26 protein-coding genes are annotated in these 25,742 nt (G+C 43.9%); 15 read left to right on the plus strand and 11 right to left on the minus strand.

Annotation, left to right across the window (positions count from 1 at the left end):
* The first annotated feature begins 219 nt into the window (after nt 1-219).
* Entirely contained in the window at nt 220-429 is a 210-nt protein-coding gene (locus ACE1CM_RS06480; RefSeq protein ID WP_374876582.1) for a hypothetical protein, read from the plus strand.
* 150 nt (nt 430-579) lie between these two features.
* Here ACE1CM_RS06480 and ACE1CM_RS06485 read toward each other — a convergent pair whose 3' ends face one another.
* Together ACE1CM_RS06485 and ACE1CM_RS06490 are read right to left on the minus strand one after the other, a co-directional pair.
* Complete coding sequence (locus tag ACE1CM_RS06485) at nt 580-1,302, minus strand: hypothetical protein (protein WP_374876583.1); 723 nt, start codon at nt 1,300-1,302, stop codon at nt 580-582.
* A gap of 377 nt (nt 1,303-1,679) precedes the next feature.
* The gene (locus ACE1CM_RS06490) at nt 1,680-3,452 is read right to left on the minus strand and encodes an AAA-like domain-containing protein (RefSeq protein ID WP_374876584.1); all 1,773 of its coding nucleotides are present in this window, start codon (nt 3,450-3,452) and stop codon (nt 1,680-1,682) included.
* 355 nt (nt 3,453-3,807) lie between these two features.
* Between ACE1CM_RS06490 and egtD the strand changes: the two genes are divergently transcribed.
* The 8 genes from egtD to ACE1CM_RS06530 all read left to right on the plus strand — a co-directional run bounded on the left by egtD (nt 3,808) and on the right by ACE1CM_RS06530 (nt 10,733).
* Complete coding sequence (egtD, locus tag ACE1CM_RS06495; protein ID WP_374876585.1) at nt 3,808-4,782, plus strand: L-histidine N(alpha)-methyltransferase; 975 nt, start codon at nt 3,808-3,810, stop codon at nt 4,780-4,782.
* A gap of 145 nt (nt 4,783-4,927) precedes the next feature.
* Nucleotides 4,928-6,046 carry a mechanosensitive ion channel family protein gene (locus tag ACE1CM_RS06500; RefSeq protein WP_374876586.1) on the plus strand — a complete coding sequence of 373 codons (1,119 nt, stop codon included), beginning with the start codon at nt 4,928-4,930 and terminating at the stop codon, nt 6,044-6,046.
* A gap of 54 nt (nt 6,047-6,100) precedes the next feature.
* Complete coding sequence (gene ovoA / locus ACE1CM_RS06505; RefSeq protein ID WP_374876587.1) at nt 6,101-7,195, plus strand: 5-histidylcysteine sulfoxide synthase; 1,095 nt, start codon at nt 6,101-6,103, stop codon at nt 7,193-7,195.
* A 3-nt stretch (nt 7,196-7,198) separates the two neighbouring features.
* Entirely contained in the window at nt 7,199-7,444 is a 246-nt protein-coding gene (locus tag ACE1CM_RS06510) for an SUMF1/EgtB/PvdO family nonheme iron enzyme (protein WP_374876588.1), read from the plus strand.
* Nucleotides 7,445-7,621: 177 nt separating this feature from the next.
* A complete protein-coding gene (locus ACE1CM_RS06515) occupies nt 7,622-8,104 on the plus strand; it encodes a phytochelatin synthase family protein (protein WP_374876589.1) in 483 nt (160 codons plus the stop codon).
* 278 nt (nt 8,105-8,382) lie between these two features.
* Nucleotides 8,383-9,144 (plus strand): hypothetical protein, encoded by a 762-nt coding sequence (locus tag ACE1CM_RS06520; RefSeq protein ID WP_374876590.1) that lies wholly within the window; start codon nt 8,383-8,385, stop codon nt 9,142-9,144.
* A gap of 251 nt (nt 9,145-9,395) precedes the next feature.
* Nucleotides 9,396-10,352 carry an amidohydrolase family protein gene (locus ACE1CM_RS06525; RefSeq protein ID WP_374876591.1) on the plus strand — a complete coding sequence of 319 codons (957 nt, stop codon included), beginning with the start codon at nt 9,396-9,398 and terminating at the stop codon, nt 10,350-10,352.
* A 219-nt stretch (nt 10,353-10,571) separates the two neighbouring features.
* A complete protein-coding gene (locus tag ACE1CM_RS06530; RefSeq protein ID WP_374876592.1) occupies nt 10,572-10,733 on the plus strand; it encodes a hypothetical protein in 162 nt (53 codons plus the stop codon).
* Nucleotides 10,734-10,773: 40 nt separating this feature from the next.
* On the opposite strand, the gene ACE1CM_RS06535 is transcribed toward ACE1CM_RS06530, so the two are convergent.
* Complete coding sequence (locus ACE1CM_RS06535) at nt 10,774-11,079, minus strand: hypothetical protein (RefSeq protein ID WP_374876593.1); 306 nt, start codon at nt 11,077-11,079, stop codon at nt 10,774-10,776.
* Nucleotides 11,080-11,543: 464 nt separating this feature from the next.
* On the opposite strand from ACE1CM_RS06535, the gene ACE1CM_RS06540 reads away from it, so the two are divergent.
* From ACE1CM_RS06540 to ACE1CM_RS06550, 3 genes are all read left to right on the plus strand, one after another.
* On the plus strand, nt 11,544-11,867 hold the full coding sequence (locus ACE1CM_RS06540) for a hypothetical protein (RefSeq protein ID WP_374876594.1): 324 nt from the start codon (nt 11,544-11,546) through the stop codon (nt 11,865-11,867).
* Nucleotides 11,868-12,423: 556 nt separating this feature from the next.
* A complete protein-coding gene (locus tag ACE1CM_RS06545; protein ID WP_374876595.1) occupies nt 12,424-14,664 on the plus strand; it encodes a pyridoxal phosphate-dependent decarboxylase family protein in 2,241 nt (746 codons plus the stop codon).
* Nucleotides 14,665-14,798: 134 nt separating this feature from the next.
* A complete protein-coding gene (locus ACE1CM_RS06550; RefSeq protein WP_374876596.1) occupies nt 14,799-15,050 on the plus strand; it encodes a hypothetical protein in 252 nt (83 codons plus the stop codon).
* Nucleotides 15,051-15,313: 263 nt separating this feature from the next.
* Here the strand turns inward: ACE1CM_RS06550 and ACE1CM_RS06555 are convergent, their stop codons facing one another.
* Nucleotides 15,314-16,795, minus strand: a complete 1,482-nt coding sequence (locus ACE1CM_RS06555) for an esterase-like activity of phytase family protein (RefSeq protein ID WP_374876597.1) — start codon at nt 16,793-16,795, stop codon at nt 15,314-15,316.
* 130 nt (nt 16,796-16,925) lie between these two features.
* The gene (locus ACE1CM_RS06560) at nt 16,926-17,714 is read right to left on the minus strand and encodes a 7-carboxy-7-deazaguanine synthase QueE (RefSeq protein WP_374876598.1); all 789 of its coding nucleotides are present in this window, start codon (nt 17,712-17,714) and stop codon (nt 16,926-16,928) included.
* A gap of 2 nt (nt 17,715-17,716) precedes the next feature.
* Between ACE1CM_RS06560 and ACE1CM_RS06565 the strand changes: the two genes are divergently transcribed.
* Nucleotides 17,717-18,010 (plus strand): hypothetical protein, encoded by a 294-nt coding sequence (locus tag ACE1CM_RS06565; RefSeq protein ID WP_374876599.1) that lies wholly within the window; start codon nt 17,717-17,719, stop codon nt 18,008-18,010.
* Here ACE1CM_RS06565 and ACE1CM_RS06570 read toward each other — a convergent pair.
* The 4 genes from ACE1CM_RS06570 to ACE1CM_RS06585 all read right to left on the minus strand — a co-directional run bounded on the left by ACE1CM_RS06570 (nt 18,007) and on the right by ACE1CM_RS06585 (nt 21,066).
* Nucleotides 18,007-18,900, minus strand: coding sequence for a hypothetical protein (locus ACE1CM_RS06570; protein ID WP_374876600.1), 894 nt, complete (start codon nt 18,898-18,900; stop codon nt 18,007-18,009). The two genes, ACE1CM_RS06565 and ACE1CM_RS06570, sit on opposite strands and share 4 nt — an antisense overlap.
* A gap of 414 nt (nt 18,901-19,314) precedes the next feature.
* Nucleotides 19,315-20,202: a hypothetical protein gene (locus ACE1CM_RS06575; RefSeq protein WP_374876601.1), complete on the minus strand. Its 888-nt coding sequence runs from the start codon at nt 20,200-20,202 to the stop codon at nt 19,315-19,317.
* 47 nt (nt 20,203-20,249) lie between these two features.
* On the minus strand, nt 20,250-20,762 hold the full coding sequence (locus tag ACE1CM_RS06580) for a hypothetical protein (protein WP_374876602.1): 513 nt from the start codon (nt 20,760-20,762) through the stop codon (nt 20,250-20,252).
* Nucleotides 20,740-21,066 (minus strand): hypothetical protein, encoded by a 327-nt coding sequence (locus tag ACE1CM_RS06585; protein ID WP_374876603.1) that lies wholly within the window; start codon nt 21,064-21,066, stop codon nt 20,740-20,742. The genes ACE1CM_RS06580 and ACE1CM_RS06585 overlap by 23 nt, the downstream gene beginning before the upstream one ends.
* Before the next feature lie 57 nt (nt 21,067-21,123).
* On the opposite strand from ACE1CM_RS06585, the gene ACE1CM_RS06590 reads away from it, so the two are divergent.
* Nucleotides 21,124-22,095, plus strand: a complete 972-nt coding sequence (locus ACE1CM_RS06590) for an anti-sigma factor antagonist (protein ID WP_374876604.1) — start codon at nt 21,124-21,126, stop codon at nt 22,093-22,095.
* A 105-nt stretch (nt 22,096-22,200) separates the two neighbouring features.
* Here ACE1CM_RS06590 and ACE1CM_RS06595 read toward each other — a convergent pair whose 3' ends face one another.
* Nucleotides 22,201-24,165, minus strand: coding sequence for a HEAT repeat domain-containing protein (locus tag ACE1CM_RS06595; protein WP_374876605.1), 1,965 nt, complete (start codon nt 24,163-24,165; stop codon nt 22,201-22,203).
* A 472-nt stretch (nt 24,166-24,637) separates the two neighbouring features.
* Between ACE1CM_RS06595 and ACE1CM_RS06600 the strand changes: the two genes are divergently transcribed.
* The gene (locus ACE1CM_RS06600; protein WP_374876606.1) at nt 24,638-25,063 is read left to right on the plus strand and encodes a nucleoside deaminase; all 426 of its coding nucleotides are present in this window, start codon (nt 24,638-24,640) and stop codon (nt 25,061-25,063) included.
* On the opposite strand, the gene ACE1CM_RS06605 is transcribed toward ACE1CM_RS06600, so the two are convergent.
* The gene (locus ACE1CM_RS06605; RefSeq protein ID WP_374876607.1) at nt 25,052-25,705 is read right to left on the minus strand and encodes a response regulator; all 654 of its coding nucleotides are present in this window, start codon (nt 25,703-25,705) and stop codon (nt 25,052-25,054) included. The two genes, ACE1CM_RS06600 and ACE1CM_RS06605, sit on opposite strands and share 12 nt — an antisense overlap.
* Between the last annotated feature and the right edge of the window lie 37 nt (nt 25,706-25,742).

Below are 25,742 nucleotides of genomic sequence, written 5' to 3' on the forward strand. Positions count from 1 at the left end.
TGTTCACGTCCTCATCCACCCCATCGCTTTTAACGGCTACGCCATTAATTCTCTCACGGGTGGAATCGTCCGTTCACACGCCTCTCATCCCACACCAACCTTATCAGGTATGGTGTGGGGATTCCCGGCTGTCTAGCTAAAAAATGTCAGAAAGCCAGCATCAAGTTTCCGAGGCTTCCTGCTGACTTCTGGCTCCCCAAAAATAAGCAGAATATCCCTATGGTAAACCTTGTCGGCGATGCGAACATACATCGTCCTTGGATACTGGTGCAAATTTTACCGAATTTGAAAACGCACATTCTGGCGCGTTTCTGCAACCGCCAAGATGCCGATGACCATCTCAGAGTGTTGCGGCGGTTTGTGCCAAAGGCAGTATTCGCAATTGTCTTTGAGCCGCCTATCAAGCAAGAATTAGAGGAGCGAGGCTGATATGATATTGCGAGCGCAACTTTTTGGCGGATGCGATCGCCAATCACCTCATCCGCCAGAAACATAGCCCCAAATGCTCCTGCACCCAACAGTTTTTTGAGGCGATACTTGGGGGTAAATGAACATTCGCCAGAAGTGATTTGGCTTGATTTAAAGCCTAACTTGCTGTTTGGTTTTGGACTGCACAAAAGTGCGACTGAAGGTAGCCGCCAAGCCGATTGTTGCCAAGGCACCGATGCCAAACAGTGGAGAAGGTTCGGGAACGCTATAGATACAATCAGATGCTACTTTAGTGGTAAATTGGTCAAACGTATACTTAACTCTTGGGTCGCGTGAATCTTTAAATAACACGTAGGTTTGTTGACCGCCACCGGGGTAACATGCATTGGGAGCAGCAGGAGGAGCAGGTTGGGGACCCGCAACACCTTGATAAATAACTGTGTCTAGGGGTAACTCAGAAAGATCTACGAATTGTCTCGAATCTGCATTATTACCGAATTGTTTATCCAGCGCCAAAAACCTGACAGCATCCAAATTAATGTCGTATTTATCAGTTGTCAGATACGAACCTTTATTGATGCTTGGTACTCCCGGAACTGGAGCCGTAAAATAGCGATAAAACGTCAAAGATTCCCCAGCATTGCTTAACTCCTGAAGCGTTCTGGGTACGCATTGATCGTTCAGGAATGATGATATAACATTATTACGAATCCCAACTGTAGGGAATTGCTCTGGATTTGCACCTACAGAAGGTAATACATCACCACAGGGAACCAGAGTGGCTGCTATTGCTTTGGCTCCAGTAGCGACAATTAAAAAGGGAGAAAGACCGATAACGGCTACTCCACACAACCAAAAAGTACGCTGTCCCACCACGATAATTTTTACCTAACTTGTGTTGGAATAAATTATATTCAGATCTTCCTATACCGTCAATAAAATTTTCAGGACTGAGGCAAAGAAACTAAGGGCGAGCTGAAAAATCGTTGGGTTGGAAGAGATAGACGGTCTCACCTTTGTTTCTTTTCTCTTCTTGCGTAAGTCCCGTTCTCGTTAAACCCGCCTTAAAGTTTGCCTTACCGATGCTACCGGACTTGATATCAGCAATTAGCGAATCAATTCAAAGGTCTGCTGACAGCTCGTGGTTCGCTTCTTTGCACAGGCAATCTTGAATCTACTACGCTCTGACTCTGAGAGAAAAACTCTGAAATTTACCTTCTTCTCGTCTTCTGACACAACCCCTAAACAACCTAAAAACTTTTGGCTGTTATCAGTAGTTGCTCTTCCAGATAAATCCGATACAATTCACATCGGAGCTTGGCTTGATTATTTTCCACCTTGATTAACCCTAGACTCTCTAATTTATAAGAAATTGCCGAGTCTAATTTGGCATCTTCTGGTTCATTTAACAATCGCTTGATCGCGCCCATCACCAGGGGAGTGCGATGCAAAATCATCCAAATATTTCGCAAATATTCCCGATAAACTTGCATTTGAGTCGGGGCAGATTGTAAGAGTTGATTCAGAGTAATTTCTCCCCGACTGAGATAGTATAAGGCCAGCCGCACTAAATAGGGATGTCCCCCTACCATAGCCATTAATTTTTCCGCATTTTGATTCGATTGCCAATTGAGTTCATAGCGGTCAGCTAAGGTTTGGATCTGTTCTAGATTAAACTCGGGCAATTCGAGTACTAATCCGATATTAAACGGAGATTGATTTCTGGGTAAATCCAGATAAATTTCCGGGTATTTAACCATGACAATGCGGAGTTTTTCAAAAGCTTCATTTGTCTGGGCATGTTCGTGCCAAGAGCGCAGTAGTGGCAAAAATTCTTGAGCGATTTTAGCATAGTCAAACAGCCGATCCAATTCATTTAAGGCTAACACCAAAGGCGTGCTGATTTCCTCTAGTATGTATGCCTCAAAATACATGGTACAGCTAACTTTACTGCCGATTTCAACATCCCAATAATCATCTAATCGAGCCGGGAGTTTCAGTTGTAGGCTGACATTGGCACAAAACCAGCGCAGAAATTTATCGATCCTCTCAAAAATGCTTTCATCTGCCTGCATAAAATCGATCCTTGCCGTGGTGTAGCCTTGGGCTTTACCATAGGAAAGGAGTTGATTGAGCAGAGAACTTTTCCCCATTTTTGGGGGCGATTTGATGCAGATGACGCTGCCTGGAAAGCTGATTTCGCTGTAAGCCAATTCTTCAATCGGAGGGCGTTCGATATAAAAGGGGGAATTGGGCGCTTCTGGTCGATGGGGGAATTCTAAAGATTTTATACTCAGCCGCTCTTTGTCAGGTATCTCTCGCTTCCCCGCAATTGAGCCATTCTGGGGGGGAGTCTTAAGTCGATAGCCAGTGCCATAAATAGTTTCGATCGGATCAAATTCCATTCCCGCTAGTTTCAGCTTCTGCCGCAAGTCTTTAATTAAGTTGGTGACCGCTGCCAGACTGGGGGACTCACCGATTGACCACAGGTGTTCGATAATCGTACTGCGCCGGAAAAGCTTTTGCGGGTGCAGCAGAAACAGCTCTAGTAACTGGTATTCTTTGGGCGACAGGGAAAGGGGACGTTCTCGGTAGGTGACTTGTGTGGCGGTGGTGGAAAGACGCAAATCTCCCCAAGTTAGCACTGAAGGGGCGATTTCAGCTTTTCTGCGGCCCAATAAAACCTGCATTCGCTCTATTAATCGTGGCGGGTCTAAAGGCTGCATGATATAGTCATCCGCTCCCGCCTCTAATGCCGCGATCAGATTCTGCTTTGCCTCAAGGGAAGCTAGCAAGAGGATGGGAGTTTGCTTGTCTTGGGCACGCAATTGCCGGCAGAGGGCAATTCCATCCAGTTTGGCATCGGATAAGTCGAGCAGGATCAGGTCGTAGTGCAACGAAGTGGCTAAGTTTAAGCCTGTTTCACCGTCTGCTGCCACCTCCACGGTGTAATCCTTGCCACTCAGGGCTTTGGCGATTGTGGTCGTTGTTGTGGAGTTTTTTTCTACAACCAGAACTTTCATGGCAGATTGCGGTCAGGAGAGAATAACATCCTTATTATTACTTAATTCTTATGACATTCTTATTATTTGCTTATTTTTTGCCTAAAACCCTCTCATTTCCTTATTATTTTCTTATTTTTATCTTTAAATAAATTTGTACATCAATAAATAACTAAAAAATAAGAAATAAATCAGAAATGTCAGGAATTATAAGAATAGTATCAATAGAGATGTTAAAGAATTATTAATCCATCGCCTTGAGCGTGGGAATGTGTTGGAAACGTGATATTTTAATTTGGAACAGGTTTGGCACCCATCTTGGGGGATCAAATATACCCGGGTTTTCCGATAGCGGAAAAGGAAAAAGACTCAAAAAATGCTCAGCAAATCTTTAACAATCGTTAATCAGCGCTATCAAGCTATAAAGAAGGATGGGGAAGATGTCATTCAAGGATTAACTCAAACTTCAAAGAGTTTACCCCCCAAGTATTTTTATGACGCTCGCGGCTCGGAATTATTTGAACAAATCTGCGATCTACCAGAATATTACCCGACGCGAACAGAAGCATGGATTTTGAGTCAATATGCCGATGAAATTGCTCAGATAACAGGCGGTTGTGAACTGGTAGAATTAGGCAGTGGCAGTTCCACCAAGACTCGCATTTTGTTAGACGCTTACCAAAAAAATGCAGGTGACTGTAGATACGTACCGATTGATGTCAGTGGGGGAATGCTCGCAACCACTGTGAGACAGTTACAACAAACATATCCTGATTTCTCGATTGCCGGATTACAAGGAACTTACGAAGCAGCTTTGGAACACCTGAAATTCACCGATTGGTCATCGCGGATGATTTGTTTTATGGGCAGTTCCTTCGGAAATTTTACAAGTCAAGAATCTGACGGTTTTTTGAGCAAAATTGCTCGGGCTTTAAAATCAGGGGATTACTTTTTGCTGGGCGTAGATTTACAAAAACCCAAGGAAATTTTGTTACCAGCTTATAACGACAGTCAGGGAGTAACGGCTGATTTTAATTTGAATATGCTCTCCCATTTGAATTGGCGGTTTCAAGGAGATTTTGACATCAAATTATTCAAGCATGAAGCGATTTATCAAGCAGTAAATGGTCAAATTGAAATGTATCTGCATTGCCAAAAGAGTCATTGGGTATCCCTAGAACTGCTAGATTTACAAGTGTTCTTTGAAGTAGGGGAAAGCATTCTCACCGAAGTTTCTAGGAAGTTTGATTTAGGAATTATGCAAAAACAACTGGAGGCGCAAGGGTTAAAGACAGTAAAAATTTGGACAGATCCACAGAAGTGGTTTGGCTTAATTCTTTGCCAAGCTTAAGTTGCAATCACCTCTCAATAAGCCTAGGGTGGGCGCTGCCAAAAACATAAAATAAGGTTGTGAACGAACTATGAAAGCAGTGCCCACCCTAAAACCAATAGTTTATTTGTTAATGGCAAAACATCAACTACCCCCGCTCTAAGCTATGGAAGCAATTTGGAACACGCTGCAAAATCTGGATTACTCCGGCATACCCATTGGTAAAATTGCTGCTGCGATCATCGTCCTGACCCTGACACAGACGTTGAGACGATTTGTTGTTACAGCGATCGTTAAAACGATTGAGCGCTTTACTAGGAAAACCAAGACCAACCTCGACGATGAGTTAATTGCGATTCTCAAGCCGTCCTTAAGTTGGTTGATTCTGATTGGTGGACTGTGGCTGGTCAAGGAAATTCTGGCACAGGAATTAGGTTCTCAATTGAGCGAAACAATAGGCAGGACGCTCAATTTGATAGTCGTTTTCATAGTTGCATATGTTGTTTATCGAACCTCTTCCATCTTGGGTCAGATAATTGCTAAACTGCTGCTAAATACTGAGACTGAGCTGGATGAATTGCTCAGACCTTTGTTGCCGAAGATTTTTCAATCGGCAGCCGTTGTCGTCATCACTATTAAGGTATGTGAAATCTTTTTAGGACAATCAGCAGCAGCACTGGTTGGTCTATTAGGTGGTGCTGGTATTACTTTTGGTTTGCTGTTGAAGGATATTGTCTATGACTGGTTTTGTACAATTATTATCTACTCGGATCATCTCTATAGAGAAGGGGACTGGGTTTCAGTCTCAGGATTGCAAGGTTTTGTGCAGATAGTCAAGATTGGATTTAGAACCACAACCCTGCATGTCTATCAGTGGGGTTCTATTGTGAAAATGCCCAACTCTAAAATGATTACTGGAATCGTAGAAAATTGGTCACAAAATCCAGGTGAGGAATTAAAGTGGGGCATTAGTTTAACTCTCAAGATTGATAATATTTCAGCCAAGCAAACCGCCAGAATATGCGATGCTATTAGAGAAATGCCGTCATCTATTCAGGGCTTATCCAAAGAGATAATCGTGAGGTTTAGCAAGATTGAAAATAATGCACGGGTCATTAACATCGTTGCGGTTGTTAATGATGAAAATCTCTATTTTGATGCAGAGAAAAACTTAAATATAGCCATCTTAGAACTTTTAGAGCAAGAGAGCATCGATTTCCTGTATGTGGATCTGCGAACCGATCCGGAAAAATACAAACAGAGTCAAAAAGCAGCGAATAATTGAAGAGAAAATATTTTTGGATTCAGTCTAGAACACCAATTCTGTTTCAGTTAGACCATGAAAACTATCCAAGCTTATCCGCCACAACTTGATAATTGCGATCGCCAAACAATCCTCGATTACTTTGAGGATGCTTGGCGACTCGAAGACATGCTAATGAAAAGTTTAGTCGGGTCAGACACATTCTATATCAATCCCGACGCCTTGAGAAATCCTTTGATTTTTTATCTGGGACATTCGGCGGTTTTCTACATCAATAAATTAATTCGGGTTGGATTATTAGAAAAACGCCTCAATCCAGAATATGAAATTCTGTTTGAAATTGGGGTAGATCCGGAAAAGTCTGAAGAATTGAATCAGGCGATCGCTCATTTGAATTGGCCACAAGTAGCAGAGGTTTGGGAGTATCGAGAACAAGCATATTCCGTAATTTATTCATTGATTAAAACAACCCCAATTACTCTACCCATTCATCCCCATCATCCCCTATGGGCGTTAATGATGGGAATTGAACACCAGCGCATTCATGTGGAAACTTCTTCCATGTTATTTCGCCAATTACCAATTGAGAGAGTGAAACGTCCCTCAAACTGGAAATATGCCTCTTTTAATAGTTACACTCCTCAGAATGAAATGGTGGAAGTTGCTGGTGGGGTTGCAAAAATTGGCAAAGCCTATAACGATCCAACTTATGGTTGGGATATTGATTATGGCTCGCGCAATGTTGAAGTTGCACCGTTTCTCGCCAGTAAATATATGATTACCAATGGCGAGTTTCTCGATTTTGTCAAGACTGGTGGCTACGACAATCCAGATTATTGGGATGCAGAATCTTGGGGTTGGAAAAATCAACACAATATCAAACATCCCAAGTTTTGGATACGGTCAAATGGTAGCTACAAATATCGCGCCATGTTTGATGAAATGGATTTACCTTTAGATTGGCCTGTAGAAGTCAATCATTATGAAGCAATGGCTTACTGTCGCGCTCAAGGTAAGGAAACTCGGTTAATGAGTGAAGCCGAGTATAATGTAGCAACTTACGGTAATGGTTTGGTAGAAGATGTAGACAATTACAATCTCAATTTAAAATTCGGTTCTCCCACTCCGGTGGGAATGTTAGAAAATGCAAAAAGTGAATCTGGATTGTAGGATTTGCGGGGGAATGTTTGGGAATGGTTGAGCGATAATTTAAACCCACTGTCAGGATATCAACCTCATTTTCTTTATGAAGACAACTCGGCAATCTTTTTTGATACCAAACATCATATAATGTTAGGGGGATGTTGGATAACTAATGGCACGGAAGCTTTAAAATATTACCGCAACTGGTTCCGTCCCAACTTTTATCAGCACGCTGGTTTTCGGATTGTTCAAGACCAGAAATTACCCACCGTGTAGACGGATGGGGAAGCCCAGGAAATTAATGGAATACTGGTTGACATCCTTCTAAAGAAGGTTAAACAGAACGCTTGAATTGAAAGTAGGAGATAAATCATGAAAGATTTTGACAATATTCAGATGACAAAATTTTAACAACCGATTCGTTGTTGTAACGTCACAGCGCTAGCCTATGGGATGACTGCCTTAGGGTTTTCGACAACGGTTGATGAGATTTTCTATGTAACGAAGCTACCCATTGCTTCGGTTTTAGATGATGGCATGACATTGGCTGAGACATACGATACCTGTGTGAAATATGTCCAGAATGCCAACTTACCACTCACTGTCAGTGTGGAATATTTTGACAATCCATCAATGACGATGGAGAAGTTTGTGGAATCTGTGGAAAAAGCGGTTTCAGATACAAGTGACATCCACATTTTAAACTTCAATACCAAAATTGCTCACAATAACCCCAATCTAGAAGGAGGACACTTCTCGCTTTTAGCAGACTATAACTCTAGTTCTCAGGAAGTGACGATTGCAGATACAAATCCTAAGCGATACACTCGCTTCTGGAAGTGCGCTATAGATCGGATGTATAAAGCCTGTGTCGATAAAGATTCTGCCTGCGATCGCTCTCGTGGAATGATTGTTTTGCGAAAGAATAACAACTAAAACTCTTCAGTTGGGACAGAAGCTTTAAAATATTACCGCAATTGGTTTCGTCCCAATTTTTATCAGCACGCTGGTTTTCGGATTGTTCAAGACCAGAAATTACCCACCGTGTAGACGGATGGGGAAGCCCAGGAAATTAATGGAATACTTGATTCGGTGACAAGCCGCTGTATTGCGTAGGAGGCACAGAAGCTGTAAAATATTATCGCAACTGGTTCGGTTCCAATTTTTAACAACACCCTGGTTTTTGGGTAATTTAAGATATCAAGGAGTTGACAATGCCTTGCCAGATTTCCTATGAGGATGATACTGTTGAATTAGAAACAGCAGAAGAATTGTTTGTTGCCCTAGAACTGACTCCTATAGAGGCCGATAAGGAGATTTTGTCCCAAATTGACGAGGGAATATTAGATCTAGTTAAAACTGATGAACAGTTTCTGCTGATTCTGGAAAAGGTGTTAGATACGCGAGGTGCCAGTAAAGCACCCTATCTCAAGTGTTTTGGCACAAAATTAAGCCAAGTGGTAACCAAGGGAAGTACCTTGTTCAAGGCATTATCCCTACTGGCGAATGAATCAGATCAGGAATACTTCCTGCAATGCTTGGGGCAAGAAGCAATTCGCAAGTGTATTTGTAATATCAATGATTTGGTAGAGGCACTAACTTGGCTCTATGGCAAGATGGATATCCTGTTTATCAATCTGATTGGCTGGGATTTTGTGGTGAGATTTGTCAATTCTGGTCGATCTCTGGGTGCTTTAATGAAGGTTCTATCCCAAAAAGAAGAACAAGAGTTACTCGAGAGAATGGGATGGCAGGCGGCGATCGATTGCATTCAAGATCCAGACGATCTGATCGCAGCATTTATTGGCTTGGAACAACAAAGCGATCGACTTTTAATTGACAAATTGGTTGAGTTTAATAAGTTGCAGATAGTCATTCCATCTGTAGCTGAGTTAGAGCGAGTCTGTCGGCGAGGTTTGGGGGTAGATGACATCGCATACCTGCGGGAAATATATCAAAAAATCCTGGCGAATTAGCAGAGATTTTGGCTAAAATTATAGCTAATTGTCAGAAGTTAGGTGGGAGAGAAATATGGTTTTTAACAGTTGAAAGTTGAAAGTTGAAAGTTGAAAGTTATCTCTGAATAAAGAGAAGAGGATTGTAACTCTGGGAAATAAATTTTTCCTTTCCCCTTTAAAGGGGGGGCTTTTCCCCTTGTGTTTCTGGTAAACACCAATATCATCCTCGTTTAGTCCAGGTTAAGAAACATTTATTAGGAGCAAAAATTGTGGGAGTTTTAGCACCGCTGAAAGGATCGAAATACCCATGTATTGATGCCCATTTACATGTGGTGGATTTTCTGCAAGATACAGGTGGGCTGCGGAAGTGTTTAAAGTACATGGATAAGGCGAATATTTCCCACGCCTGTGTATTTGGTTTACCCGTCACGAAGCTCTGGGCAAGTTGGGAGAGGACTTCGCCAGGATATTATTTGGGAGACAACTCCAAGTGTTACTATTACAGTGCGGTCGATCCGTTTATTGCTCGCGAGTACGAAAGCTTATCTCCCCAAGAGCAACAACGCTTCTTCCTCTTCATTGGCGGATTCAATCCCTGCGACAAGTTTGCCTATAAGCACATTGAGCGGATGGTTAAGTATTTCCCGAATATGTGGAGTGGAGTGGGGGAAATCCTCTTCCGCCATGACGACTTAACCAACCTCACCTACGGTGAACCGCCCCGCAGCAACCATCCGGCGATGGACAGCGTGTTTGAGCTATGCGCGGATCTTGACATGCCAGTTTGCATTCACCAAAATATCACCTCGGTGGGCACGAATACTTATCCAATGTGGTTGTACGAGTTGGAAGAGATGTTACAAAAACATCCCAAGGTGAGGTTTGTTTGGTGTCACTGTGGCATTTCTCGTCGCGTTTATTCTCCGGTATACTATCAGATTGTTCAACGTGTTCTGGAGCATTACGATAATCTGTGGGTTGATATTGCCTGGATTGTCTTCGATGATTATATTTGTCCCAAAGGTGTACCAGATCCAGATTGGCTACAACTGTGTGAGAAGTATTCCCATCGCATCTGCATTGGGACAGACATTGTGAATAAGTTTGAGTTCTTACCTGCAACCATTCAGAAATATGATGTATTTTTAGATGCTCTTTCTGAAAAAGCAGCCAAGAATTTAGCATTTGAAACGGCTTTTAATTTGTTCTCTAAGGTGCGAGCCTAGTACAATTTTCACCAAGATATTTGGCAAGATAACAAAGTCTGAGGTTTCTTAGCCAATCATATCCTTGAACAATTACAGCAGATTGCAAGTTATATCAAGTCCGCTAGCATCGGTTGTATATAGTCGATTGTGCAAAAACTGTTTTTTTCCTTCCCACCTGCACAAGAGCTAGCTCTTCGCAACCGATGCAACCGGACATGATATTAGTGGAATCCATCAATGACGATGGAGAAGTTTGTGGAATCTGTGGAAAAAGCGGTTTCAGATACAAGTGACATCCACATTTTCAACTTCAATACCAAAATTGCTCACAATAACCCCAATCTAGAAGGAGAACACTTCTCGCTTTTAGAGACTATAACTCTAGTTCTCAGGAAGTGACGATTGCAGATACAAATCCTCAGGGATACACTCGCTTCTCTCACATCTTGCACCAATGGGGTGGGCGGGCGGGACGCCCACCCCACAAGAGATGAATTTTGCTTGTGGGATGGGCATCTTGCCCATCCTTCCACCCCACAAGAGATGAATTTTGCTTGTGGGATGGGCATCTTGCCCATCCTTCCACCCCACAAGAGATGAATTTTGCTTGTGGGATGGGCATCTTGCCCATCCCACTTGTTAATGGTGCAAGATCCGAGTTCTGGAATTGTTCTAGAGAACGGATGTATGCCTGTGTCGATAAACTCACATTTTGCACCATGGCTAACACCAAAGTTTCTGGCAAATAGCTAAACTTGAAAGCCTAGATTTTTTATCAAGAAACAAGGGTTTCCAGGCAGGTTGAGAATGGCGCAAGATCTGAGTAAAGATTGTGCATACGATCGCTCTCGTGGAATGATTGTTCTGCAAAAACTATTAAGAATTTTAAAAATTTCAGCTTAAATAGGCTAGGGGATGTTATACCTAGTTGCGGCTGATGAATAGTTTATGCTCATTCTCGAAAAGGTGTTACATACGCGAGGATCTATCAAAGAACCCTATCTCATTTGACCATATTCCCGGCGTTGTAGAAACTGCGTTGGCGCTCTCTGGTTCAGCGGCTAAATCCAAGGCTGATATCGACTGTCTCAAAGCTTGATATGACTCGGCTAGGATTCAGATTGGCTGAACCACAAAGTTGAATTTCCACAGTATCCAACTCCAAAGAAAGTCATCATTCACGCTCTAGAGAAGTGAGGAAATTAACATATGGCACAAAAAATTATCTATGGAACAGTGGGAGAAGATAGCACCAAACAGGGGGGAGAAGGATTTACAGTAGAATCGCCAGAGCCAGGGATCTATACAATTATGTTTGCCCAACCTTTCGCGACTCCTCCTGCTGTAGTAGCGACTTTGAAGGATTGGGGCGCTGATAACCAAATTGTTGTTAAAGATATAGACACCCAAAAATGCCAAGTTTATATCTGGGATTTGGGACTTAAACAACAATCAGCTACGGGTTCTCCAGAACTGACAGTGACAAAAGAAAAGTCGGCTTTTAACTTTATTGCAATCGGCGAAGAGAACTAGAATCGCAGAGTAGACTGACCAAAGGTTTCTAGGGGGTGGGTTACGGATCAAGGCATGATGAATTTGTCGATGACAGTCAAACACGATCGGTCTGGGTTTCACAAAATCATCCCGCTAATCAGTAACGCCAATCAAACCATCCCTGCTCTCTATCGCTGTCCATAGCAGGCGCGGATGGATTACTGCTGATATTGTCGGGGCATTTAAAGATCGCCCAGGTACATGGGGGTAGTAATAACGTAAGTTGCTAGTTACATCGAGCCAAAGAAACCCGGTTTCTGACGCCAAAGAAACCGGGTTTATGACTGTGGTTGACAGCAAAAGCTGGTTAATCCAATTACCAATTACCCATTACCCATTACCCCTGTCACAACCTATTAACTAGCAACTTGATTTAATACCAATGGCAGATGCAAAATTAAAAATTAAAAAGGCTATCCCGAAATAAATATACACAGGAAATAATATTGACAAGATTGACGGCAATATGCAAGAATAAGTGCAGAAAAAGTTAAGTCAGACTGAATCTGTTGGAGCTTAAAAGGAGAAGGAAACTATGAGAAGTCCAAGAGAGATTTTCAGCAAAGCTTTTGAAAAAGCAACAGGCAGGATACAAAAGTATTTGAAAAAAGCAGACAACATAAACCTAAAGACAACTGGCTCAAGATCGGTAGAAGCTTGGTTTTTAGGTCCAAGAGCAGAAAATGCTTACCTGCTGAAAAGATTGATAGTACAGGCAATAGACTCTCAGGCAGAATGGAGAAATAGTTATTTTCCTGAAGATCCTTGCCATATAACTGACGAAATCAAGCAATCAGACGACTACATAGGAGCGATCAAGTTAATTGAAGACAGTTATACCGATTTATTAGAAGAGCTGAAGAAGTCGGTTCCCTTTTTCAGTATGCGCTATCAAGGACACATGGGTTGGGATACAACCATTCCTTCGGTGATAGGCTACTTTGCAGGGATGCTGTACAACTCTAATAATGTGGCTTTTGAAGCCTCGACTGTTACTACAAAGCTGGAAATCGAGGTAGGCAACGATCTTTGCCGAATGCTAGGATACCCCGTTGAGTCAGCATCAGAACCAAATATAATACCCGCCTGGGGACATATCACTTGTGGGGGAACTGTTGCGAACATAGAGGCTATTTGGTCAGCCAGAAATCTGAAATTTTATCCCATTGCTATCCAACAAGCCTTGTTAAACGATGATACCTTGAAACAGGTAGCACAAGATATCAAGATTAATGCCTACTCACCCACTACTGGTCGTGAGGACCAACTATTAATCAACCTCGATACTTGGCAACTCTTAAACCTCAAGGTTGATGGCATCCTAGACTTATCTACGCAAATCACCAAGAAATTAGTGGAAAAAGGCGTTGACGAAAATCAAGCCTCTAGCATCTTATCTACTGCCTTATCCAAGTATTCGGTGCAAGATTTAGGCATACAGGAATTTTCCAATCGTTATCTGCAAGGAATTGCCTCTCCCGTCTTTTTCGTACCAGGAAGCAAACATTACTCATTCCCAAAAGCAGCCGCCGTTTTAGGAATTGGAGCCTCCCACATGATTGATGTGGAAGTAGACGAACATGCCAGGATGAGACTTGATTTGAATCCACGTCAACCTCGTCAAGATGGACTAAAAGGCTATAGTCTCAGACAAGATTTACAATATTGCCTAGACGAGAAAATCTCTGTATATACGGTGGTTGCAGTTATGGGTACCACCGAAGAAAGTGCAGTTGATCCGCTCGAGGAAATTCTGAAATTACGAGACGAATTCAGTGAAAAAGGATTAGACTTTACCGTTCATGCTGATGCTGCTTGGGGGGGATATTTCGTTAGCCTAATACGCACCGACGCAGACTGTAATAGACCGACCCTTGGACGTACAGCACCCCCGATTTCTCCCTTGAGTGCTTATGTAGAGACGCAATTTAAAGCACTTCCCCATGCTGACTCGATCACTGTCGATCCTCATAAATCAGGTTATATACCCTATCCGGCGGGAGCGTTGTGCTATCGCAACTCAGCGATGCGGAATTTAGTTACCTTTGTTGCTCCCTACGTTTTTCATGGAGAAACAGAACCGACGATTGGTATCTATGGGATTGAGGGATCTAAACCAGGTGCAGCCCCAGCAGCGGTATATTTGAGCCATAAAGTCATTCCACCCACCCAAGATGGCTATGGCAGAATTTTGGGTCAGGCTCTCTTCAGTGGTGATAAACTCTATGCTCGACTGTTGTGTATGGTCACAGAGAAAGATCCGTTTATTATTGTTCCTCTGACTTTACTTCCAGATTCTATTTCCATTGACTTCATTCGGGAAAGAATTGATCGTAAAACGAATGAAGAGATTGCTCAAGATCCAGAGGCAATGGAGGCACTCAAAGAAATTGGACCGGATTTAAACATCTTGATCTACGCTTTGAACTACAAGAATCCTGACGGTACGCTCAATACCAGCTTAGAGGCGGCTAACCGTCTCAATAAGCGGTATTATGAGATCCTGAGTATTGATGAGGATGATGATATTAACGATTATCCCATGATTGTCAGTACCACAGATTTCACGGCAGAAGCTTATGGCGCTGAGTTCATCCAAAAGTACCAGGAGCGTTTAGGGGTGACTCCAGACCCAACTCAACCGATTACTGTCATTCGTACCGTAGTCCAAGATCCCTGGAAAACAGAAACTGCTGAAGGTTCGTTTATCGATGAGATGGAACAAATAATTCGTGAATCGATTCTCAGGGCTATGAAGATGCCGCGTGAAAAATGAAATAGAGTCACATTTTTTCGGCCAAAATTAGGATGCTTGAAGCAGCGATCGCCTTGACTGATTTAATATTGGTAGTCGCGATCGCTGCTTCTCAATAAGGGGTTAGAGAGGCGATATGTTGAAAAAGTGCAGTGATGAAAATTGAAGTAATAAAAATAGATGAGTTGAGAATTCATCAAGAGCATCTAGACATCATCTATAGTGCAGATAAATTTAAGTTTTCAACGAAAGTTTTATATGAGGATGTATGTTTTTCAAGATTGGTAGAAAAGTACGCTCGCCAAGTTATCATCCCGCTCAGGGTAGTCGAAGAGGGTATAAATCGACATTATTTTCGCCAACTCCTGGGCAATTTCAGCTATAGTAGTTTGTTTTTTTGGCGTTAATTTTTGACTGCATGCACTATAAAAAAACAACCTACTATAAAACCATGTTTGATGTAAGGTATTAGATAAAAAATTTAATAATGGTGGCAGCGAATAAATTCGCCCGCGTCAGCTAGGGGCCACGCAATAAATTGACGGGGCTACCAGTCTCCCGTTTGATTTTCGTGTGAGGTACAGTCTTTTGGCTTGGTGTGCAAGCACCCTTAAGTGCTGGCACACCGCAGTCGAATGTGTACCTCATACGACTGCAATCCGCTATAATGTTACCTCTTGGGCCGCTTTAGCCAAAAACCGCTCAATCCTAATAACGCTAACCCAGCAATTGCTGTGGGTTCGGGTACTTTTTGCGGTGGCACAAAATTACCTAATTCGGCACTGCTAGCTTTGAACGAATAGAGATAAGTTGGAATCAAAGGTTGCCCCGCCGGACAACCGCTATCAATCGGGACTAGCGTACGGGTTGTGCCATTCGTGCAAACATCTAACTGTTGATCTCCCTGACCTGAAGTGACGCTAAAATCGTTATCCGTTCCGATTAAAATTGCATAGGAACCATCTGCAAGTTGAGGCCCGATCGCCAAACCTTCCATCTTTTCTGGAATGATTTGTCCTGTTGTTTTCAAAATATCGGCAATGTCGAGGAACAGGGATTTGTTAACCGCCGTTACGCCCGATGGTAATGAATTTGTCCCGGCTAAACTAATACCGCTGACATTGGTTGCACCGGCGAGATTTATTTTATAAACGCGCTTGCTGCCAACGGGTAATGCACTTGTTTGGGCCTCTTCGCCTAAACCTCGGTTGTCTCTTTCAAGTACTAAAAATTCGTTGTTATTCAGTGCGGTAATCGCGCTGATTCCTATATTCCGCCCTTGTTGCGTGGCGCTAAAATCGTTTGCAGTTCCAGGAATGCGATTGTTGATATCTGCAAGGTCTTCTACCTGGTAAATATATTGCGCCGTACTTTGACCAGTTGCCGTATCAAATTCTACCAGTCTCAAGTTGCGGCTGCGCCGTCCATCGTTACTTGCGCCTTCATTTACGAGGGGGTCTTGCAGCAGGGTAAATAGTTTCGTACCATCTGAACTGAGGGTTAATCCTTCAAACCCTCGGTTATCTTGGCGACCGCTGGTAATCGTGCCGCGACCATCGACATAATTAAGGTTGCCGCTGCTTTCTCTTGGCAGTAAATTATTTGGCGTCTGGAAAGCCCTGATAAATGACCCATTGGGACTAAATTCATACACAGAGGGGCCGTATTCATCCGAGACGTAAAAATTGCCGTTGGCTGCGATCGCAAACCCTTCCGGATCTAAACTTAAACCAAGCGTTCCTGCATTGCCGTTAAGTAGTCTGGGGTTCAACCCGTTAAAACTGCTACCGTCTTTCGTCAACAGAATCGTCTCTAACAGATTGAAATTGCCAATCGCGCCCGTTGTTGGATTTACATCCAAAGTAAACTTTTGCACCCTAGTTTGGTAGGGAATCACGCCACTACCTGGCCCTCGGTCGGCGAGGCTGTAATACACGTTTTGGTGGCGGTCGTAGTACAGAGCGGAAAACAGCCCTAAACGGTTGACGTTGGCACTATTGCCACTGGTGGGAAATAAATCCTTACTTGCACCAGGTATTGTCAGCGTATTAACCAGGGAAACTGCGGATGCAGAGTTGGTGTTTCCGGCGAATAATAAGGCAGATGCAACCAGGTAACCCAACCCTGAAACACAATGTTTTAGTTGAAGCAAGTTCGATACCAAGGAATTCAGCTTTTCCCAGTATCTTCCATTGCTACTAATACCAGGTTAAATTAAAACCTAGTATGCTTTTTTACACGAAACTTTCATAAAATCCTGCGCTCGCTTCATAATTTCTTCATCAAAGCTGACCGATCATTTTATGAGTTTGCGCGATCGCTCGTACCTGCTTGAGACTTTGCTTCATCAATCCCTGCCATGCCAAAAGCTGGTCTGGATCTGGCGGGTACACCGGCGCACACCCCAGCTTGTTCGATAGATCGATTGCCGTCACGGGTTGCAAAAATACCGGAATCGTCGGGTCACAAGCTGCCACCAATTCAGCTGCTTGTTTTAACTCTCCTGGATTGGTTCTGTTGGAAACAATCAGCTTGACAAAAACTTCAACTCTTGCTTTGTAACAGCGTTGGAGAAATTCTGCGTGTGCTTGCCAATGATTTTCACCGCTGACGCTAGGCAGCTTGATATCCATCCCCACCGAATCGATATAAGGCAGAACCATTGCTAGCTGTTGCGGACGATGCCCTCCTGTTTCCAGGTAAATGGGCAACTTCGTTAAAGTACGCACCTGGGGCAAAAATTGCACCAAGAAAGGAGCGGAAAGCAACGGTTCCCCACCTGTCAGGCTAATGCTATCGTGCAACCCCGGTTTATTTTGTCGCTCTACCCATTCCAGTAGTTTTTCTAGGGATACGGGGTTGGCGTGTAGTTCAAAATCCCGCCTTCCCGGTGTTTTCTCGATCGTGCAAGTCGGCGGCGCACCCCATGTGTGGGAACTGTCGCAAAAATGGCAGCGCAAATCGCAAATCGCAAAGCGGATAAAAATCTGCCGCATTCCAACATTGAGTCCTTCGCCTTGAATGGCGGAGAACACTTCTATTAATCTCGCTTTGGAAGAATTATTTGACATAGGTGATTTCATTTTTAGCGTATATCTATTTTTACCTTGTCTTTGAGGTTTTTGGTTTACCAAAGCAGGCTGATGCAATCTTCTTTCATACTTTACGAACAAATGAAAACTTAACGATTGCGCCTGTTTCACAACAACTGGTTAAATTATTTTTATTTATTTTTATACATGGTTTTAATTGCAACATAAACACGCTTACCAACAAAACCTGCAAAACTCTTCAGCTTAGTCAAAAAAATTACCGCGCCTTGCTGCGCCCCTCTCGTTTTAGGAGAGGGGTTGGGGCAAAGGTCTAAATCTCTCTTGCTGCGCGTTCAATTACCCGACGCGCAACGGTTTGAGTTCCTGTATGTTCGTAATAGTTAGTCGTCATGTCGATAAATGCGGCGACGTAGTCTAATTTACTATCGGCGATATCCATATATTTTTGCAGGTTGATCAGCAATCCTTGTTGGGTGATGTGATGGGAATTGACGAAATTACCCATCCAACCTTGCATCGCGCCGAAGCTTTGATTGATGAAACCTATCTTATCGTTGACACTGCCTCCGGGAATCATGTTGCTGAGGTTTTGGTACGTGGAATTTTGCTGTAATACTGCGGGATTGACGCTGCCCAAAGTAGATTGTACTTTCTTGATAAAATCGGGGCCTAGGGGGATAATGCCATCAACGCAAATCAAGGCAGCTATTCGCATCAAAGACTCGTTGTGATATTGAGTTAAACTGCTTGCTAGCGAGCTGATATTGGTAATCGAAATGCGATTTATTGCGGATAATGCTAGCAATTCGGCGACCAATTTTAGGCATAAATCTATGCTTTGTAGCGTATCCGCTTTGGGAGTTAGTTTATTTAAGAAAGAGAGAAAGCCGATTTTTTCTCCTATTTTATTTGCCATTGCGGCGGCGCCGATGGCGCTATCGGCACTATCGACGGTTTGGTAGATCCACATCGCGCGCTGGTATCCTTGGGCAGGATCTTCGTATAATTCTAGGGCGCGATCGTGTATTTTTTTAACTGTTTTTTTGTCGGTTTCTCCGGTAACAGCACGAATGGTATCTTTAAATCCCACCAAGTTCTGCCATTCGCCAGGAACAACTGAGTCCAAAGCGCGTAACATATAAACCGTCATGTTACTCGTTGGCAGGTTATCAACCAAATTATCGATGGGTTTAGTTTTGCTCATATATTTCCAAGGGAAGTGCTTCTCGCTTGATATTAACTACCGACTCGTTTGACCGCTTTTCGGATTCTCTTGTTAGATAGATTTAATCGAAATCCAAAAACCGAGTAGGGGCGCACTTTAACGAGATACTACTTTGACAGAAACCCGGTTTTGAGGCCAACAAAGAAGAGGGGGTTTAGTTCAATTATCTGTTTTTAGTAGGGGCGGGTTTACCATATATTACGTGTTTCCACGGATTGATTGGTAAAGCCCGACCCTATTTGTACGCGGTTTTTCCCATATATTACGTGTTTCCACGGTTTAATTGGTAAAACCCGCCCCTAGTTGTACGCGGTTTTTACCATATATTACGTGTTTCCACGGTTTAATTGGTAAAACCCGCCCCTACAGCTCCCCTGCTCACCTGCTCAAGAGCTAAATTTCGGCGACGGCGCGTTCGATCAAGCGGCGAGCCAGGGTTTGAATCCCGGTATGCTCGTAATAATTGGTCGAAACGTCTAAGAAAGCGCCGAGATAGTCTAATTTGTCATCTGCAATCTCGATAAAGTTGGACAGGTTGTGGACAACATTTTGGGGTGTCAAACCGTGAGAGTTGACGAAATCGCTCATCCACCCAGAGACGGAATCGAAGCTTTGGGTAATGAAACCCATCTGACCTGTGGGATCCCCCCCAGGAATCAGATCTTTGACGCTGTTGAAGCTCTGATTTTGTTCTAACTCTTGGGGACTCATGCTACCGAAATTGGATAGCACCATTTGGATAAAGTCCGGACCGAGGGGAATCAAACCATCAAAGCATACCAGCGCCGCCATCCGCATCAAGGACTCGCCGGAATAGTCGCCCAATGCGGCTAAAAAGTCGCCGATGCTGTCGCCGGGAATGCCGTTAATTTGGCAGAAAGCGACCACTTCGACGACTAATTTCACCGCGAGGTCGATGGTTTGCGCTTTTTCGGCTTTGGGAGTCAGGTTGCTTAAGAAACCGAGAAATGAGACTTTTTCGCCGACTTTGTTGGCTAAAGCTGCCGCACCCAACGCAGAAGAGGCGCTATCGACGGTTTGATACAGCCACAACGCGCGCTGGTAACCTTGGGATTTGTCGTTGAATAGATATACCGCGCGATCGCCTATTTGCTGGATCAAGTCTTGGTCGGTTTCTCCCGTCACCGCCCGGATGGTATTCTCAAACCCAACGATGTTTTGCCACTCGCCGGGAATGATGAAATCTAACGATTTCAGCGACATCACGGTTAAGCCGCCGGTGGGCAACTCGTCCACTAATTGAAAAATCGATTTGCTCACGATTCTTTACCTTTTGTGAAGATTGCGATCTAATCCAATGCTTTTTCTTACTTGATTGCCGCCAAACCCCCAAGATTGAATTTTGCCAGCCAAGCTTCGCGATCGCTCTTGGTAAAGGACGGATCGCGAGATTGGACTTTCACCTGGTAGCGGTTCCCCACCAGCGCCGCGGTGATGTTAGCGCCTTGGTCAACGACTGGATAACCGCCAATCTGTTGAGTACTGTTCTCAAATTTCTTCCTCGCCTCTGGAGTGCTTGCTGTATCGGAGATCGACAGCATGGCTACGTTCTTGCCGCCTTTGTTCAGCTTTGCTTCGGCAAAACCTTTTTTCTCCTGGACGAAGACGCGATCAAAACCATCGCCATCTTTGGGAAAAAATTTGTTAAATTCGCTACCTTGTGTAGCTTCTTTGACAACGGCCGGTGCGGCTCCTCGTTGCGTGCTTTCCCGCTGCGCCTGGTCAAATCGAGAAGCAGGCTGGGAACTACAGGAGGTTACCAGCAGTAAAACTGTTAACAAGAGAGGAGCTATGGTTCTACGTAAACGCTGCCAAATCATCGCTTTCTCCCACTAAATGGGTTAACAGTTCCAATTCTGGCTTAAATTTTTGGGATTTGTTCGGGGAGAGCGAGCTCTTGTGCTGGTGTGCAGGGAAGATGGGGAGATGGGGAAGGTGAAGCAGGTGATGAAGATGATCGGGACTTACGCCAAGAAACCGGGTTTCTTGGCGTAAGTCCGCCAAGAAATTACTTCCACTTCCAGAGTCTGCCTCATCTGCTTCATCTCCCCCATCACCATAGCCCCTGGATCCCACCTTCCCATCTGCCCACCTGCTCACCTGTCCCACATTGCGGTTTAGCATAGAATTGCAACTTAGCATTCAGTCTGTGTAGTTAGCGCCCTTGTATCAGTAGAGTTTATGGTTAAGGTCTTGGACGAGATTCCTCAAATTCCAGTACCCCCTCGCTTAACCGTGCTGGAGGCGGTAGCCTTTAAGCAATCTTTTCAAGCGTTTTTGCAAGGAAATTCGGTTCCTAGCAAGGTTATTCTCGATTTTAGCCAGACCACTTTTATGGACAGCAGTGGTTTGGGAGCCTTGGTCACCAATTTAAAAATCGCACAGCAGCAGGGAATTGAATTGATTCTGTGGGATGTGCGTCCTCAAGTGATGGCGGTGTTGTCGCTTACGGGACTCGACCAAGTGTTCAAAATCGAGCAGCGCACCCCCAGCCAAACACCAGCACCAACTAAAGCGGGCGAGGTTCAACCACCCGCTACCCATCCTTCTGTCCGTTCTTGGCTCAAACGGGCGATCGATGTTGTAGGGGCGTTGGTAGGTTTGGCAATTACGGGAATTGCGTTTATTCCGATTGCCGTAGCAATTAAACTGGATAGTCCGGGACCGATTTTCTTCGCTCAAACCCGCTGCGGCTGGTTGGGCAAAAAGTTTCGCATCTGGAAATTCCGCTCGATGTGCGTTAATGCCGAAGCACTCAAGTCACAAATTGAAAATAAATTGGATGGTAACAAACTGTTCAAAAATGACAACGATCCTCGCATTACAAAGGTCGGTCGCTTTCTCAGGCGGACGAGTTTGGATGAGTTGCCTCAGTTTTGGAATGTGCTTACAGGAGAAATGAGTTTGGTGGGAACCAGACCCCCAACGCCGGATGAAGTCGAGCGTTACGACGTTCCCGAATGGCAGCGTTTGGATGTTAAACCGGGGATGACCGGAGAATGGCAGGTGAACGGACGCTCGTCGATTCGCAAATTTGAGGATGTGATTCGCTTGGATTTGGAATACCAAAAGAATTGGAGCCTGATGTATGATATCAAGCTGATTGTGAAAACCGTCCTAATTTTGTTCCGGAAAAATAGCGGGGCTGCGTAAAATGGTAATAGGTAATGGCGTTCCCAGGCAGAGCTTGGGAACGAGGGTATGGGTAATAGGTAATGGGTAATTGTTTGTTCTTTTTACCCTGTACCTTTTTCCCTTTTATTGTGAATGCCAAGCTTGATAAAAGGCTGGGTAAGTCATGTTTTCGGCGCAATACCACAGAACTTCGTAGCAAGATATATAGCGTTTAATGTCGTTTTTGTCAAGGTTATCCAAGTATTTTTTTAAGGCTGTAACGACTTTTGGAAACGAATCACCTTGTAAAATTTTCCGCAAGTTATAAGCAGCAAGCTGAGGAATTGATTCATCTTCAGAGTGCTGAATTAAATCGATTAAAGCAGCGATCGCAGCTTGATTTCCCACTGCAATTTGCCACAAACTCCCAGCGGCTAGCCAGCGAATCGATTTATCTTCACAGGTTTGAATCAACTCGACTAACGCCGTAATGGCTGTTTCGTTGCCGTTGCCGATTCGCCCTAAACAACAAGCGGCTAGCTGTTGGGTATGTTTGTTAAGGGCGGTTTTGGTTAGCTGCACCAAAGTGGAGATCGCAACGTCATTACCCGGATCGATGCGCCCCAAACTATAAGCGCTTCGCCAACGGGTTTGTTCGTTATCCACTGTTTGAATTAGCTGCACTAAAGCTGCGATCGCACTCGAGTTACCGCTGGCAATTTTACCCAAGCTAGCTGCTGCTTTTCTACAAATTGATTCATTATCGCAAATCTCAACTAACCCCACTAAAGCGGCGATCGCCGTTTCGTTGTTGGTGCAGATTTGGCCCAAGCTATAAACCGATAGCTGACGGATCGATTGATTGCTAGATGTTTCAATCAACTTCACCAAAGACGCGATTGCAAATTCATTCCCTGAGTTGATTTTTCCCAAACTAGAAGCTGCTTGCCAAAGCACGTATTCATTTTTAGTGCTTTCGATTAACTCGACTAAAGCAGCGATTGCGACGGTATTTCCTGGGTCTATTTTCCCTAAACTATAAGCGGTTTGCCAGCGGGTGTATTCGCTTTCTGATTTCTGAATTTTCTCTTCTAAAGCTACGATCGCGCTTTGATTGCCGCTGCCAATTTGCGCCAAACTCGAAGCCACTTGGCAGACGGCGAAGTCATTCTGCGAAGTTTGAATCACCTCAACCAGACTGGCGATCGCTGCTGCTAGTGCTTCTTCTGGCTTTCTTAATTCAAAAGTTACTCGCCAGCGGGTTTCTTCATTTTTACTCGTTTGAATTACCTGCACTAAGGTAGCGATGCCTATAGGATTTCCTGGATCTATTTTTTCTAAATCTCCAGCCGCTAGCTGACGGGTGGATTCCTGAACAGAGGTTTGAATCAATTCGACTAAAGTCGCGATCGCAAATTTATTTCCTGGGTCTATTTTTCCTAAGCTGTAAGCCGCTTGCCAACGGGTGTATTCGTTATGCGAGCTTCTGATTAACTCTACCATTGCTGCGATCGCTCTGGAACTGCCCGCACCAATTTGCCCCAAGCTAGAAATCGCTTGCATCCGGGTAGCTTGAGCTTGGGAAGTTTGTATTATTCGGATTAAAGCCGCAATTGCCGTTTGATTTCCCGTACCAATTTGCCCCAAATCGTATGCCGCTTGCAGGCGGGTGGCTTCATCTGACGTACTCTCGATCAACTCAGCAATAGCTGCGATCGCTCGTTCTATATCCGTTTCTTTAAGAATCTCCCGCGCTTTTTGGGCAATTATACTTGAAAATCTCGCCCAATCCCGCTCTTCCTCATCGAAACAACCAAATTCCCCCCTGACGATCTGCCTGACTATTGCATCCGCCAGACGCGAATCCCTGAATTTTCCCATCCCAGATGCTGCGAGAAAATAAGCGCGTATTCGATAAAAATCGCCGCATCCGTCGTCAAAATCGATTAAAGCTGCGATTAACGCTTCTTTCTGCTGCTTCGGCACATCTTCCCGCGAAAGCCACTGCAAAAGTTCCCTGCACTGCGGTTCAAAAACGCGATAGATGCCCAACGCGGGGTTGTTGGGGACGTGGTTGAGTAAATAGTGGCTCTCGTTAATTGCCTGCACAGCTAAGTCCTTCCGAATCATCGGCTAAACAAAGGATAACCCTTTTAAGCTGAGTCTTCTGCCGCCACCGATAGCTTTTAGGGAAAGCAGACATTCACGCTAACGGCGTAAAACCATGACAAACCCATCACAGACAAAAAACTTCCCCCCGTAGATATATGCAATGGGGTTATTCTTCATCGGAGTCCCTGATAAAGTCTGGATGTTTAATTTCCACCTATCCATTGAAAACCATCCTTTGTATATTAGGATACTTTTTAATGCTATAGTTATACAGAGTTAAGCAATGGTTTGACCGCAAAAAGACTTTGGCTCTACTATAGACTAGAAAATCACCCTTACTCCATCAGGCGTTGTTAAGATAAATGATAAAATTTTTCACGCTCTACACATTAGCTGGGTAAATATTTGTTGCCAAACAATCGACAATTAGTATAAAAAAGAACTTGTTGCGATTAATACAAAAAATCAGATGAATCCTGAAGATTTTATGAAGCTGGCGCTTCAAGAAGCAAAGCAAGGAGACGCACCTTACGGTGCAGTTATTGTGAAAGATAACGAAGTTACGATCGCAGCACATAACACGGTTCAAAGAGATAAAGACCCTTCCGCCCATGCAGAAATTAATGCGATTCGGCTTTTAACCGCTAAACTTCAAAGTACTTCCCTGGAAGGTTATACGCTATATACCACGGGCGAACCTTGTCCGATGTGCGCGACTGCTTGTGTTTGGGCGGGAATTTCTGAAATTGTTTTTGGGGCGTCGATTGGCGATTTAATTGCAGCAAATCAATCGCAAATCGATATTGATTGCGAAGAAGTTATTAAGCGGGGATTTAGAAAAATAAAAGTAACGAAAGGAGTTTTGAAAGACGAGTGTTTGCAATTATTCCAGTAACGGCAAAAATGTATTGGCAAAAATCGCAGCTTGCGTGCGAGAAGGCAACCCTAAACGATTTAAAATATTCGTGACGTGGTTCTTTACCGTGCCTTCTGTAATATAAAGCGAACGCGCAATTTCTCGATTACTCGCACCCGCAGCAATTAAACGCAAAACTTCCTTTTCCCTCGGCGTTAGTTCGTTCCATCCAGGAGGTAAGTTAATAGTTTTTGTCGGTGCGGGTGCGGGAACTTTCGCTATCATTTTTTCTATTAATCCCGGTGCTAGTTGAGTATAGCCTTTTTGCACCATCCGAATCGCCGCCGCTAACTCTTCAGAAGGGGTATCTTTGAGCAAATATCCTACCGCCCCAAAGCGCAACGATTCAGATATATATTCATCATCATCAAACCTTGTCAAAACCAAAACTTTTGTACTAGGAAAGCGCTGACAAATTTCCCGCGTTGCTGCTACGCCATCCATTATTGGCATCCGCACATCCATTAAAACCACATCTGGTTTTACGGTTTCTACCATTTGAATTGCCCTTGACCCATTCTCCGCTTCTCCGACTATTTCTAAATCCGGTTCTAACTCAAGCAAAGCTTTTAATCCCTGCCTGATTAAATGTTGGTCATCCACCAGCAATAAACGAATCATAATAGGTAATGGCTAATGGCTAATGGCTAATGGCTAA

This window comes from Microseira sp. BLCC-F43 (assembly GCF_041929235.1).
Lineage (GTDB): Bacteria > Cyanobacteriota > Cyanobacteriia > Cyanobacteriales > Aerosakkonemataceae > Microseira.